Source organism: Geobacillus sp. FSL K6-0789 (assembly GCF_038593135.1).
Lineage (GTDB): Bacteria > Bacillota > Bacilli > Bacillales > Anoxybacillaceae > Geobacillus > Geobacillus stearothermophilus.
The window spans coordinates 2339163-2352808 of sequence record NZ_CP151966.1; the positions used below are offsets into that span (position 1 = coordinate 2339163).

At 52.2% G+C, this 13646-nt stretch carries 12 protein-coding genes and 4 pseudogenes; 1 reads left to right on the top strand and 15 read right to left on the bottom strand.

Annotated elements, in window-relative coordinates:
* Nucleotides 1-9 precede the first annotated feature (9 nt).
* From NSQ51_RS12355 to NSQ51_RS12410, 12 genes and pseudogenes are all read right to left on the bottom strand, one after another.
* The gene (locus NSQ51_RS12355; protein ID WP_049626563.1) at nucleotides 10-936 is read right to left on the bottom strand and encodes an FTR1 family protein; all 927 of its coding nucleotides are present in this window, start codon (nucleotides 934-936) and stop codon (nucleotides 10-12) included.
* A gap of 26 nt (nucleotides 937-962) precedes the next feature.
* Entirely contained in the window at nucleotides 963-1724 is a 762-nt protein-coding gene (locus NSQ51_RS12360) for a hypothetical protein (RefSeq protein ID WP_049624958.1), read from the bottom strand.
* A 93-nt stretch (nucleotides 1725-1817) separates the two neighbouring features.
* Nucleotides 1818-2579, bottom strand: a complete 762-nt coding sequence (locus tag NSQ51_RS12365; protein WP_049626564.1) for a glycosyltransferase family 2 protein — start codon at nucleotides 2577-2579, stop codon at nucleotides 1818-1820.
* Nucleotides 2536-4036 (bottom strand): annotated as a pseudogene (locus tag NSQ51_RS12370) (ectonucleotide pyrophosphatase/phosphodiesterase). Before NSQ51_RS12370 ends, NSQ51_RS12365 begins: the two are co-directional and overlap by 44 nt.
* Entirely contained in the window at nucleotides 4033-4965 is a 933-nt protein-coding gene (locus NSQ51_RS12375; RefSeq protein WP_033014359.1) for a lysylphosphatidylglycerol synthase transmembrane domain-containing protein, read from the bottom strand. Before NSQ51_RS12375 ends, NSQ51_RS12370 begins: the two are co-directional and overlap by 4 nt.
* Entirely contained in the window at nucleotides 4955-5899 is a 945-nt protein-coding gene (locus NSQ51_RS12380; RefSeq protein WP_033014381.1) for an NAD-dependent epimerase/dehydratase family protein, read from the bottom strand. Before NSQ51_RS12380 ends, NSQ51_RS12375 begins: the two co-directional genes overlap by 11 nt.
* A gap of 205 nt (nucleotides 5900-6104) precedes the next feature.
* On the bottom strand, nucleotides 6105-7310 hold the full coding sequence (locus NSQ51_RS12385; protein WP_049626565.1) for a hypothetical protein: 1206 nt from the start codon (nucleotides 7308-7310) through the stop codon (nucleotides 6105-6107).
* Between the two features lie 202 nt (nucleotides 7311-7512).
* Nucleotides 7513-7830: a thioredoxin gene (gene trxA / locus NSQ51_RS12390; RefSeq protein ID WP_033014362.1), complete on the bottom strand. Its 318-nt coding sequence runs from the start codon at nucleotides 7828-7830 to the stop codon at nucleotides 7513-7515.
* Between the two features lie 266 nt (nucleotides 7831-8096).
* Nucleotides 8097-8720 (bottom strand): annotated as a pseudogene (locus tag NSQ51_RS12395) (electron transfer flavoprotein subunit beta/FixA family protein); the annotation flags it as partial.
* Nucleotides 8721-8832: 112 nt separating this feature from the next.
* A complete protein-coding gene (locus NSQ51_RS12400; RefSeq protein WP_049626566.1) occupies nucleotides 8833-9606 on the bottom strand; it encodes an enoyl-CoA hydratase in 774 nt (257 codons plus the stop codon).
* A gap of 25 nt (nucleotides 9607-9631) precedes the next feature.
* Complete coding sequence (locus tag NSQ51_RS12405; protein ID WP_033010670.1) at nucleotides 9632-10219, bottom strand: TetR/AcrR family transcriptional regulator; 588 nt, start codon at nucleotides 10217-10219, stop codon at nucleotides 9632-9634.
* A gap of 48 nt (nucleotides 10220-10267) precedes the next feature.
* Nucleotides 10268-11774: pseudogene (locus NSQ51_RS12410) on the bottom strand (AMP-binding protein); the annotation flags it as partial.
* A 20-nt stretch (nucleotides 11775-11794) separates the two neighbouring features.
* Between NSQ51_RS12410 and NSQ51_RS12415 the strand changes: the two are divergent.
* A pseudogene (locus tag NSQ51_RS12415) lies at nucleotides 11795-12439 on the top strand (IS1595-like element ISBsm2 family transposase); the annotation flags it as partial.
* 323 nt (nucleotides 12440-12762) lie between these two features.
* Here the strand turns inward: NSQ51_RS12415 and NSQ51_RS12420 are convergent.
* From NSQ51_RS12420 to NSQ51_RS12430, 3 genes are all read right to left on the bottom strand, one after another.
* Nucleotides 12763-12972, bottom strand: a complete 210-nt coding sequence (locus NSQ51_RS12420; RefSeq protein WP_049626569.1) for a hypothetical protein — start codon at nucleotides 12970-12972, stop codon at nucleotides 12763-12765.
* 77 nt (nucleotides 12973-13049) lie between these two features.
* Nucleotides 13050-13214: a hypothetical protein gene (locus NSQ51_RS12425; protein ID WP_162839634.1), complete on the bottom strand. Its 165-nt coding sequence runs from the start codon at nucleotides 13212-13214 to the stop codon at nucleotides 13050-13052.
* Nucleotides 13215-13228: 14 nt separating this feature from the next.
* Nucleotides 13229-13636: a DUF350 domain-containing protein gene (locus NSQ51_RS12430; protein WP_033010786.1), complete on the bottom strand. Its 408-nt coding sequence runs from the start codon at nucleotides 13634-13636 to the stop codon at nucleotides 13229-13231.
* Nucleotides 13637-13646: the final 10 nt, after the last annotated feature.

Sequence of the window (13646 nt, forward strand, 5' to 3'; positions counted from 1 at the left end):
CCTTGTACGTTACATGACGTTTTTGGCTTGTTCCTCCAACGAGGCAACCGCCGGCTTCTCAACCACGGCCTTCTTTTGACCGCGGCGGCTCGCCACCAACAAATACACGACGACGAAGTAGCCGATATAGGCCAACACTTCTTCAAGCGACGGCATTGATGAATAGCCAAACAACGCTTTTAAAAAGACGCCGACTTCGCCGGAAAAGACAGGGGCGACGCCATGGTCGCGCACGTAATGTTCGTAATCGATCGGATGTTCCGGAAGCAGCCACGTCAAATCGTATACATGCGGCATGACGCTGCCGATGAGGCCGATATCTTGCATCATCGAAATGGCTTGCACGAGCAGTCCAGCGGCAATTAGGACGATAAACGCGCCGGTGACTTTAAAAAACGTCTTCAACGGAATGCGCATCGTCCCTTTAAAGAAGAAGTAGCTGACGAAAGCAGCAATGGCAACCCCAGTTGCCGCTCCCCATCCTTGCATCGCCGCTCCGATGTTGCCGTGCGTAATCGCAGCGAAGAAGAAGACCGTTTCCACCCCTTCACGCAACACGACCAAAAACGAGTGAATGACCATGCCGACGACATTGCCGGCGGTGACAAACTGATCCATTTTCCCTTCCAAGCTTTTTTTCATGTCCCGGCTGTGTTCGGCCATCCAGAACACCATTTGCGTCAACAGCAGCGTGGAAACGACCATGATGCCGATCTTTAAATATATCTCGCTTCCCATTGCCGCAAAACCGGTAAAGACAAGCTGAAACAACATGGCGACACCGACGCTCGCCGCCACAGCGAGAGCGGCGCCAAGCCATACGTATTTCGTGTATTCGCGGTGACCGACCCGTTTCAAATACGAGGTGATGATGCCAACGATCAGCAGCGCTTCCAGTGCTTCGCGAAACGTAATGAGCAGCGCTTGAACTTCCATGCCCCCGCCTCCCCTTCACATGTAAACTAAGCCCGTTTCCGACGTCGCACATAAATCAAGGCAGTGCCAATGATGATCGCAACGATGATAATGAGAGGAATCCAGTTTTTTGATTTCGACAAATCCGTCCATTCCTTTTTTTTCACTTCATCCGGTTTTTCTGTAGCACTGTCCGAAAAATGGCCAACTTCTAAGCTTTTCAAACCGAATTGTTGTTGCAGCACGGTTAAAATAGTCTCTTTGCTTTTTTTAAACGCATTGATGTCCGATTTTTTCTCGCCGACGCCAAATAACCCCGGGTTGCCAAGCGACTGCAGAGCCTTGTCAAACTCGGTGCGCAGCTGTTTGTCAAGCGCAGGGTCTTTCCCTTGGATGATTGGCGACAGCGCCTCATACGTCGCAAACGCCTTCGCCAACAGCCGCTTGCTCGTGTCGTACTGATCAAAGTTCGCCTCAATATTGTCCAAACGTCGGGCGATATTGAGCACTAAAATTTTTTCCATATCTTTGATCACCGCCTGGCGGTCCTTCGCTTCGATGGCTGCAAGCACGGCCTTGGACGGCTCAGGTCCCATATGCATGTCGATTTCTTCTTTTATGGTTCCGAAAATTTCCTTCGCTGCGGCAAAGTTCGGCGGCTGCTCGTTCAACTTTTCTTTCATCTCTTTATACGCCTCAGCAACCGCTTCTTTGTTCGGATCTCCATACGAATAGGCGAACGCTTTCAGCGGAATGAGATTGAGAATAATGATCACTGCTATGTAAAAAAAGAAACGGGATGTTTTCACGTTTCTGATCCCCCTCCATCAAGATCAATGATAATCATTATCACCATCATTGTCAATATTGGGAAAAATGGCCGGCGGCCCAAGGCGGCCGCCTCACGAACAATGGCGCTCCCGCTCCAAAGAAAGCAGATGCGCTTTTCGGTCAATGACCGCTTTTGTTACCGGGCGGCGCATTTCCTTCCAGATGGCCGGGATGACCGCGGTCATATAGGCGGTGAACTTGATGAACGAACGGCCGGTCGTCCGCACTTGGTAGCGGATCGGCACTTCCTTTAGTCGAAACCCTTTGCGCACTAAGTTGAGCGTCAACACTTGGGCGTAATTGTAATCGTGGATGATTTCCGCCTCTTCCATCGCTTGGCGGGAAAACGCACGCATCCCCGACTGCCCGTCATACAACCGCTGGCCGAGCAGGAGCGACTGCAGCCACGTAAAGGCATAGTTGCCGAGGCGGCGGTGCCATTTCATGCCGCGAATCGTGCCAAGAAAGCGCGAGCCGATCGTATAGTCGGCCTCACCGGCGAAAATCGGCGCCAAAAGGTCAGGAATTTGTTCCGGCGGATATTCGTTATCGGCATCGATCATCACGCCGATATCCGCGCCAAGACGGACACACTCTTCAAGCCCTCGCCGCACCGCCGCACCGAGGCCGCAGTTTTCCGGCCAGCGGCAAATGTAGTCCGCTCCCGCTTCTTGCGCCGCTTCAGCAGTCCGGTCGGTTGACCCGTCATCAATGACCAAGACGCTGACCTCTACATCGGGATGGAAATGACGCGGAATGCGGCGAATCACTTCCCCAATCGCTTCTTCTTCATTGTGCGCCGGCAAAAAGACGATGACGCGCTGCTTCTTCATCGCTCTCCTCCTTTCTTTCGCATCGCTTCGATCAAAACCGGACCGCGGCTATGGCTCGGATACGGAGCGCCAAGCAAATAGGCGATCGTCGGCGCCAGCGAAACGAGGCTTTTTTTCTCATCGACTCGTTTTCCTGCTTCAATCGCCGGGCCGTATAAAAAAAACGGCACATACCGCTCCCCTTCATCGAGGTGGCCGTGGCCGCCGATGCCATCCGCTTGGCCATGGTCGGCGCAGACAATCAATGTCGCGCGCTCGAGCTCGCCCCGTTCCTCAAGCCAGCCGACAAACTCCGCGATCAACGCGTCGGCTTCTTCAATTTTTTCGATATACTCGTCATACAGCACACCGCGGCTATGGCCGGTCTGATCGGTGGCGATCAACTGTACGACAAGCAAATCCGGGTTTTGTTCCTCGACGATGCGTTTCGCCCGCTCGATGATATAACGGTCGGCGAGGTCGTTCGGCATGACGGCCGTCACCGTTTCGACATCGTCGCCGAACGAATCGACCAAATGAGCGATGCCAAGCAAGCGGCCGGTTTTTCCGATTTTCCGGAGCGAATCGAAAATCGTCTCCACTTTTGCCCCAAGCTTCCATACCATATTGGACCGGATGCCGTGCTCAAACGGATACGTCCCCGTCAGCATCGAGGTGAAGCAAACGACCGTGCGCACCGGATAGACGGTTTCCATTTGCGCAAATTCCGTCCCTTGAGCGCGCAACCGTTTCAAAAACGGGGCGTTGGCCGCTTCAAACCGGTCTTTGCGCATGCCATCAATCACGATGACATACACTTTGTCACTGATCGGCACGGTTGGACTCGGCACATTGTTCGTATAAGTCGGAATGATCTCCGGCTGCCAGTCGAACAAATTCCGATGCAAAATCCATGAAAACAGCCACACCCCAGCGGCAAACAGCCAAAGCGCCCCGCACAGCGGCGCCAAAGCCGCTCCTTGATCGATCTGCTGCGAAGCGTATTCCCATACAGACAAAAGAAGAAAACATTTTGGCAGCTGCTCTTGGGCGTTGCCGCTCGTCGAATCGCTGTTTTTCAACACCAGCTTCCAAAAGCGGGTGAAATTCCACCACGACGTGCCGATGCGCAAATGGTAATACAGCGTCCCCCAAAAAAAGACGGTAAAGAAAAAGTAAAGCCCCGACGCCAACAACAACAACGACGCATCAGCGAACGACCAAACGATGAGAAACACGACATAAGGGATCCATAAATAATTGCGCAAAAACAGCGGATAATCATAGACATAGTAGATGACAAACAGCGGCAGCGCCGCCGCCAGACCAAGCATCCATCCCCATGAGCCGCCCATCCAATCAGCGGCATGGTAGATCGTCATCGTTCCCGCGACAAAAATCGGCGTAAACGGCTTTCCTTCATTCAGCAAATTCCAGCAGCGCGCCGCGATTTTTTCGAATCGTGATGCTTGTTTCATCGCTTCTCCCTTTCCTTTTTCCATACACCCCGCACCATCTGCCAGTCGGACCGCCAAAACCACAATACCGCGGCACCAGCGGCGTAAGAAAACAAAAACTTAAACGCATGGGTCAACACTGCCGCCGCATATGCTTTCTCCCACGGTGCGCCGAGCCGGGTCAACGCAAACGCCATCACCGCCTCGTATGTTCCGATCCCGCCGGGGGCGACTTGGGCGATCTGGCCGGAAACGGTCGCGCTGTTTGCCCACACCGCCTGTCCAAAGGAAAGCGGGATGCCGACTGCTTTCGCGATCACGCCAATGACGGCCGCCTCACACAGCCAGCTCGCCGCCACCGCCCCGACCATCGCCGCGCCGCTCCAGCCGTGAAATACGCTCCGCCATCGCCGCCATAACCGATCGAGGCGGAGCGGACGGCGAAACACGATCACGGTCAGCACGAACCCGGCCGCAACGGCCGCTGCCAAGAGAGAAATGCGGGGAATGTAATGCATATACGCATACATCCCAATGACAGTCAATCCACCAAGCACCGCCATATCAAGGAGCCGCATCACCGCCACCGATTCAATGGCCTCGCTGGCTGAAACACCGGGCTGGCGGGCAAGCAAAGCCATACGCACAGCATCACCGATTTTCACTGGGGCTAGATGGTTAACAAACAAACTAAGCAGCACGGCACGCCAATAAACAGAGAAGGCGATTGGCTTTCCGACATATCGCTTCCACGCCCACGCCCGCAGCCAAAACGACAAGCCATATACGAAAGCAGCGGCAGCCATCTCGATCGGGCGGCTGACTATCCTGGATAGATGATGGAGCATCTGCCGGCCGTCAAAGCAGCGGTATGTCAACCAAGCGGAAAAGAAAAGAAGCGCGAGCCCAGCTGCTTGCAACGCCGCTTTAGCCGCCGGTTTACCGCTCATATTCGCGCGCCCACGCCACCGTGCGGGCGAGCCCTTCGGCAAACGCCACCTTCGGCTTGTAACCAAACGCCCGCTCCGCCTTCGTGATGTCCGCCCATGTCGCTTTCACATCGCCTTTCCGCTCCGGCGCGTGCACGATTTTCAGATCGGGAAAGTGCTTCCGCAACTCAGCGAGCAGCTGCTCCATGGTGACGGGCGCCCCGGCGCCCAAGTTGAACACTTCGCTTCGCCCGCCGCTGCGGTGAAGTGCTGCGATCATGCCCTCCACAATATCATCGATGTACGTATAATCGCGCGCCGTCCCCTTGCCATACACGACAATCTCCTCGCCCGCCAGCAATCGGCGCAAAAACGTGCCGATCGCCATATCCGGACGACCCCACGGCCCGTAAACGGTGAAATAGCGGAAAATCGTCATTTGGTAGCTATACAAATGGGCATAGGCATGACAAAACGATTCCGCTCCGTATTTCGCCGCCGCATACGGCGACACGACGCGGCCGTCAGCCATCTCTTCCCGGAGCGGCACATTGCCTCGGTCGCCGTACACCGATGACGATGAGGCAAACAGCACGTGCGCCGCACCCGCTTCCCCCGCCGCCGCCAACACATTGACCGTCGCTTTGATGTCATAATCGATATACGCGAGCGGCTCCTCGAGGGAATACGGCACGCCCGGCAGCGCCGCCAAATGGTAGACGACATCGGGGCGAAACTCGACCAGCCACCTTTTCGTTCGCTCCCCATCAAGCAAATCCAAGCGGACAAGCGGCACCCGGCCGCCGGTGAGCGTCTGAAACTGCCGCTCTTTCCGTTCAGCAGAATAATATGGATGAAAACAATCCACTGCAGCCACGTCATATCCGAGTCCGCTTAACCGGGCGGCTAGATGGCTGCCAATAAATCCGGCTCCCCCGGTCACCACCACTTTCATCGCCTTCACCTCATCATCGAATTCCATTGTCCATTAGCATCTTACCATAAACCGTCGGGGAACGTCGTGGCCAATCGGCAAAAACCAAATGTTTTCATTTCCCGCCTTGGCTCGGTGAGGCAAGCGTCAGCCCAGCCATCGCTGCCTTCGCTCCGGATGGACGCCTGCAAAAAAGGGCGCCGCGCCGGACACCCTTGCTGATCATTTAGTTCGCTTTCTGGATCACTTGCTGAAGCGCAGCCTCGATTTGCGGCAGCCATTTGTCACCCTCAGCTTTGTTTTTTGCCTTTGCCGCCTCTAGGTAGCGTGTCGCCTGTTCGTTCAAGTCGGTGTATGCTTTGTCGCCAAGCAGCGTTTTGATATCCTGTTCGATCATGTTAATAAAGAGCGCGCCTTCTAAGGCGGTGATCACCGACTTGTCTTGCCCCCAATTTTCTTTGCTTTCTTCATATTCATGAAGCGCCACTTTCGCCCATCCGCGCACGAACGCATGGTTCACCGCTTTCGGATCGAGCATTTTGACATCGGTTTGCAGGTCAAACTGTTTCAAAATGTAGTCCGCCTCCTCCGCGGCATGCCGTTTCATATACGGATAGACGGACTGATAAAACGCCCAGCCTTCCGCCTGCTCCACTTTGGCTTCTTCGGCGTTTTCCTTGGCCGCAGCCGCCGCCTTCGCCGCATAGCCGTGCGGCAGCGCTCCGCTCGCTAAATAGAATGTTTTCATCAATGTTTTGTCCACGACTTGCTTACCGAGGGCAAATGAGAGCGCATCATCGTTTTGGACCGATTGCTCCATTTGGGCAAACGCCCCGTTGATCGCGTTAACCAACTTCGTTCCGTAAGCCGCATCGCGCTTTTCCACGGTCGACTGCAAAATCGCGTAAAAGGTTTTGGCTTCCTCAAGCTCTTCCTTTACTTCTTCCTTATTGGCCCAATGTTCTTCTGCTTCGGTAAACTCATGCTTGATCGTCGTGTAAAACACTTTTTGCATCAGCTTGTCAAAAATTTGCTTGACAACCAACGGCTCAAGCGACCCGTCTTTGCCGGCGGCCAGTGCGTTGGTAATATGTTGGTCAAGCGTATCTTCAAATTCCGCGTCACGTTTTTGTACAAGCGGCTGCAGCTTTTCTTTGTAGATGCTCTCCACTTTGCCGAAGTCGACCGCCCCGCCTTGCTTCGCCTTCTCAAGCTCCGCGAGCGCTTCGCTGAACGCTCCCGCATAATCGACTTCCGCTTCTTCCTTCTCGTTCTCCGTCTTCTCTTCCTCTTTCGGCTTTTCTTGTTTTTCCACAGCCGTTTGGTTGCTGCTTTCTTTTTCTGTTCCCGCCGTCTGTTTGCTCTGGCCGCACGCGCCAAGCGCCAACGCCGCGGCGGCCAACAAGGCCAGCCACTTCCATTTTAATGACATTATGTATCCCCCGTTCACACATCCAAAAAATGATAATCAATATCAATACAATAAGATTATAAGAGAAAATGAATTTCAATGTCAACACATGATGAAAAAGAGAGGACTCCCTTCTTGCTGAAAATCCTCTTTTCCTAGCTGATCACACCTTAAATAAAGAAATCCAGAGGCTTCTTCCCCTCTGGATTTCCTTCTTTCTCCGTTATGACACATGTTTGCCAACCAGCTGCACAAGCGCCTCTTTCGGCTGGTAGCCGATCGCTTTGTCGACAAGTTGGCCATCTTTGAACAGAAGCAGCGTCGGGATGCTCATGACGCCGAACTTCGACGCTGTTTCTTGGTTTTCATCGACATTCACTTTGACGATTTTCACTTTGTCGCCCATTTCACGGTCAAGCTCTTCCAGCACCGGAGCGATCATGCGGCACGGTCCGCACCATGGCGCCCAAAAGTCAACGAGCGTGAGGCCGTCTTTCGTTTCTGCGGCGAACGTTTGGTCAGTGGCGTTGACAATCGCCATATGGATTCCCTCCCATCTTCTTGAATGCTGCAAGCAAAGTATACCATGGAATGCATGTCGGCGCGAATGTTTTGCTTCGTTTCTACTATTCGCTTTTGCCGCGGAATTTATCCGTCAAAAAAACGGACGGCTGCAGCCGCCCGTGTTGTTCATTACGAATGCACTTTCAGTTTTTCTTTTCAAACGCTTTGCCGGAGTAGATCGGACGGGTAAAGACGATGTTGCCGCCCGCCTCTTCGACGGCGATGACGTCGCCCGCTTCGGCGCAAGAACACTTCAATCGTTTTCGTCTTCGCTTCAACATCGTCTTCGTCGAGGTCCAAATCGTCAAGCTCTAGCTCTTCAAGCGGTTTCTTTTTCGCTTTCATGATCCCCGGCAGCGACGGATAGCGCGGTTCGTTCAAGCCTTGTTGAGCGGTGACAAGGAGCGGCAGCGACGTTTCGATGATTTCCTCATCCCCTTCGACATCGCGCACGACCGTCACGTTGCCGCCGTCGGCAATGTCGAGCTTTGTGATCGTCGTTACATATGGAATGCCGAGCAATTCCGCCACACGCGGGCCGACTTGGCCGGAGCCGCCGTCAATGGCGACGTTGCCGGCTAAAATCAAGTCCGGGTTTTTGTCTTTTAAGTATTCAGCGAGCACTTTCGCCGTCGTATATTGGTCTTGTTCTTCGACATCATCGTCAATGTTGATGAGCACCGCTTTGTCGCACCCCATGGCGAGCGCTGTGCGGAGTTCTTTTTCCGCCTCTTCGCTGCCGACGGTGACGACCGTCACTTCGCCGCCGTGTTTGTCGCGCACTTGAATCGCTTCTTCAATAGCGTATTCGTCGTACGGATTGAATTCTGCCACTTCCTCGTTAATCTTGCCGTTGACGATGGAGATTTTTTATTCCGTGTCAAACGTGCGTTTCATCAACACAAAAATGTTCATGTCGTTCCCTCCTCGGTTTGATTGAACATTGTTTCACGTTCCAACATTCAGATATTGACAAAGATTATTTCCCTTTAAAGACGGGCGGCCGTTTTTCCAAAAACGCCTGCACGCCTTCTTTTGCATCCTCGGATCCAAACACGCGGCCAAACCATTCCGCTTCCTCGCGCACGGCCTCAACGAACGTTTTTTCCTTGGCGGCGTTAAGCAACTCAATAACCGCCCGAACGGAAAGCGGACTTTTGGCGGCAATCTTTTTCGCCAACGCTTTGGCTTCATCAAGAAGCCGCTCTTCCGGCACCGCCTTGTTGGCAAGCCCCCATTCAACCGCTTCGAGTCCGGTGATCGGCTCGCTCGTCCACATCATTTCCGGCGCTTTGCCAAAGCCGACGTAGCGCACAAGCCGATGCGTTCCAGCAAATCCAGGGATGAGGCCAAGCTGCAGCTCCGGAAGGCTGAGTTTGGCGTTTTCCGCCACCACACGAATGTGGCAGCTCATAGCCAGCTCCAACCCACCGCCTAATGCGGCGCCGTGAATCGCCGCAATGACTGGTTTGGAAAAGCGTTCGATCCGCTCCATCACGAGTTGGCCGTTGCGCGACAAGCCGGATGCCTCCTCGACGGAAGCGATGGACGTGAATTCTTTAATATCGGCGCCGGCTGAGAAAAACCGCCCCTCGCCATGAAGCAACACGACGCGCACGTCCGGGTCGGTCTCAAGCTCGTCCAACAAGTTTGAAAGCCCTTTCAAAACAGTGGATACAAGAGCGTTCGCCGGCGACCGCGAAAACGTCACGACGGCGACGAACTCCTCTTTCGCTACGCGAAAAAAATTCATGAAGCCTCTCCCCTTTCTGCCTTTCCTAACGCCCGGCGGCGCACCCTTTGATGAGCAGTTCGTACACCGGATCGGCGAGCGCGGCTAGGTCGTACTTTTGCTCGTTCATCACCCACGTCGTCACCGTTTCATCAAGGGTGCCAAAGATCATTTGCCGGGTGAGCCGGACGTCTAAATCTTGGCGAAATTCCCCTTTTTCCATCCCCTCCATGATGATGCGGTCGATGAGCCGCAAATATCCTTTCAGCACGTCATTAATGCGATGGCGCAGCTCTTTGTTCGACTGACGCAACTCAAGCTGCGTCACGACCGCCATATGCGGATCAGCAGCGAGGGCGGAAAAATGAGTTTTCACCAACACATACAATTTCTCTAGGGGGCTTGAAATTCCTTCTGTCTCTTGTTCAATTTTCTCGATGAACGCCCCCATCTTTTCCTGAAAAAGCGAAATTAAAATATCCTCTTTGTTTTTAAAATAAAGGTAGATCGTGCCGTCGGCGACACCGGCCTGCTTGGCGATTTTCGACACCTGTGCTTGATGGTAGCCGTGCTCGGCGATGACGACGACGGCCGCGTCAATAATTTGCTTGAACTTCGGCTTTTCTCTGCGCAATCGTCATTCTCCTTTGCTTCCGATCCCCATCTTCAAGTGAATGAATCATCATTCATATTCCCATTTTACGAATTGTTCCGACGATTTGTCAAGCCTTATTTTTTTCTTGCTCTGCGAGAACACGGCGCAAAATTTTGCCGACCGCCGTCTTCGGCAATTCGCTGCGGAACTCGTACAGGCGAGGCACTTTGTAAGCAGCCAGGCGCTGGCGCATAAACACGTCAAGCTCCTGTTCGCTGCACATCTCCCCCGGCTTTAACACGACGAACGCTTTCACCGTCTCGCCGCGGTACGGATCCGGAACGCCGATCACGGCCGCTTCCTGCACTTTCGGGTGCTCATACAGCGCTTCTTCGACTTCGCGCGGGTAAATGTTGTAACCGCCGGCGATAATGACATCTTTCTTGCGGTCGACGATATAAAAATACCCACGCTCATCCATATAGCCAATGTCGCCGGTGTACAGCCATCCGTCGCGCAGCACTTGCTCAGTCTCCTCCGGCTGGTTCCAGTAGCCTTTCATCACTTGCGGCCCGCGCACGACGAGTTCTCCACGCTCGCCGGGCTTTGCTTCCTCACCCGTTTCCAAGGAAACAATTTTCGCGTCCGTATCCGGCCGCGGAACACCGATGCTTCCTTTCACCCGCTCCCCGTCCCAAAGAAAGTTGCTATGGGTGACAGGGGATGCCTCGGTCAACCCGTATCCTTCAATCAATTTTCCGCCCGTCACCTGTTCAAACTGCTCCTGCACCTCAACCGGTAGCGGAGCGGATCCGCTGATGCAGACGTTGATCGAAGATAAATCATATTTCAGCAAATCCGGATGGTTCAACAAAGCGATGTACATCGTCGGTGCGCCTGGGAACATCGTCGGCCGGGTGCGCTCGATTGCTTTTAATGTTTGCTTGACATCAAAGCGCGGGAACAGCACCATTTTGCTCGCCATCATCACGGACAAATTCATCACCGTCGTCATGCCGTACACGTGGAAAAACGGAAGCACACCGAGCACCGTTTCTTTTCCTTTTTCGCATTTATACACCCAATGGGCGCACATGAGCGTATTGGCGATCAAGTTGCGATGCGTCAACATGGCCGCTTTCGGATGTCCCGTCGTGCCGCCTGTATATTGCAGCAGCGCCACATCTTCCACGGGGTCGATGTCCACCCCGATCGGAGCGGTTTCCTTGCGGCTCATGATCGTACGGAACAGATGAACAGTTTCGCTTTCCGCGATGCGGACAATCGGCATGTTTTGCTTCCATTGCACAAGCGGATACAGCCATTTCTTCACCGTGGGCAAATACTCTTGCATTCTCGTGACAATCCAATGCTTGACCGGCGTCCTCCCTTTCACCTTTTCCGTCTTTGGATACAAAAGATCCATCGTCACGAGCACCGAGGCGCCGCTGTCGTTCAGCTGGTATTCAAGCTCATACTCGGTGTAAAGCGGATTCGTCTGCACGACGATGCCGCCCGCTAGGAGCGTCCCGTAGTAGCTGATCACCGCCTGCGGGCAGTTTGGCAGCATCACCGCCACCCGGTCTCCTTTTTTGAACACCAAGGCGGCGCAAAATTTCAACTGCCTTTTATTGGCGACACAAAATTCTATATGCGATTCGTTCTCTTGGTCATCCAACACTAAAGGGAATCGTGGAAAGCGATGAAACTTACTTTTTAGAAAGTGAAAAAGGCAAAAAGTTCATCGCTCACAGAAAGGCTCGTAAACGTGGCGGTGTAGCCAAAAAACGTGGCATTTCTGAAGAACAAATTTGTGTGGTAGTTGCACACGATAGAAACGGACAAATCCTTTCCCAAATGGTAGGAAGAGGTCGTGTTACGGCTATGGAAATTGATGAGGTGTTAGGAAAACATATTGACACCTCTGCTTTGCTATGCACAGATACAGCAACCAACTATAAAAAATTCGCTACGATGAAGGAATTACAACACGAAGCCATTAATGTTTGCAAAGGTGTCTATACAAAGAAAGGAATTTACCATATTCAACACGTCAACGGGTATCATACTCGTTTGAAAAAGTGGATGGATAGGTTTCAAGGTGTAGCAACGAAATACCTTGATAACTACTTATTCTGGCATCGTTTTCTTGAATTGAATAAGAAGATACCGAAAAAAGAACAAGCGAAAGAAATGTTCCTTGCCTCTTGCCAACAAGTAAATTTTACAACTGTTGAAACAATTAGAAGGAGTGCATAAATCAATCCCCTCCTAAGGCATTGACCTTGTAATTACTTCAATGACTAACGTAAGAACACCTAAAACGATGGTCATTAAAGTTGAACTGAATAATACTTTTCTACTGACAACAGTAAATTTTTGGTTTTTAATGAACTTTCGATAAGCAAAATAGACGAAAATACCCAATATAATTGAGAAAATCCAACTTATTAAGCCCACTTGTGTAACCAATTTTCGCCAATCGAAAACCCAAAAGTATAGAATGGCGAAATGAATGGCTACTAAGGGTATCGTTATGATTACCGATATTAACCTTAACATAATCATCACTCCCAGATTTATTATACCATTATTTTTAAAAAAATTTGGTAAACATTTATTGAGGTTATTAGCAACAATTTTTTAGAAAAGAGCCTTCCGAAAAAATCGATGGCGTCTTTGTCGCCATATTGTTCCGCCGTCTCCCACAAATAGTCGGAAAGCGTTTTCTTTGGATAGTCGAGCGTAGCAGGAATGGACGGCGGATAATGAGCGAGCCACGGTTTTTCCATATGCATCCCTCCTTGTTTCTATTTTATTTCACTTTTTGTAATTTTTCATCAAAAAAACGCCTCGCCTGAGCGAGACGTCACCAAAACCAGTACACCAAACCAATGAAGAAAAAGCACGCGCAAATGACAAACAAGATTTTCGCCAGCACATCGACCGATCGGTTGCGCACCGCCATATACGCGATGCCGGCGATCAAAAACAGCCCGACCGCAATCAACAACCATTTGACTACTGCGTTCATTCGGTTGTTCCCCTTTACTGAATCCCTTCGCCGATGACAAACGACAAACCGACGGAAATGACCATCGAGATAAAGCCGACCGCCCGGTTGTCGTTGGCGATTTCATCATCGATGTTAAACTTCGGCGTCAAAAATTCATAAATAAAATACGCAGCGAGCAGAAGCAAAAACCCGTACACGCCCCAGCCGACCATCGACAACAGCGACTCATGGTGGGCGAGCGCGTAACGAAAAATATTGGCAATGCCAAAAATCTTTCCGCCGGTTGCCATCGCCACTGCCATATTGCCTTTTTGAATTTCTTCCCAGTTTTTATACTTCGTGACGAGTTCAAACACGGCCAAAAACACCACGATGCACAGCACGGCGACGCTGAAATTGGCAGCGGTTCTCACCATTTCGTGCTCCCAAAACGGCGCCATCATTCTCGCC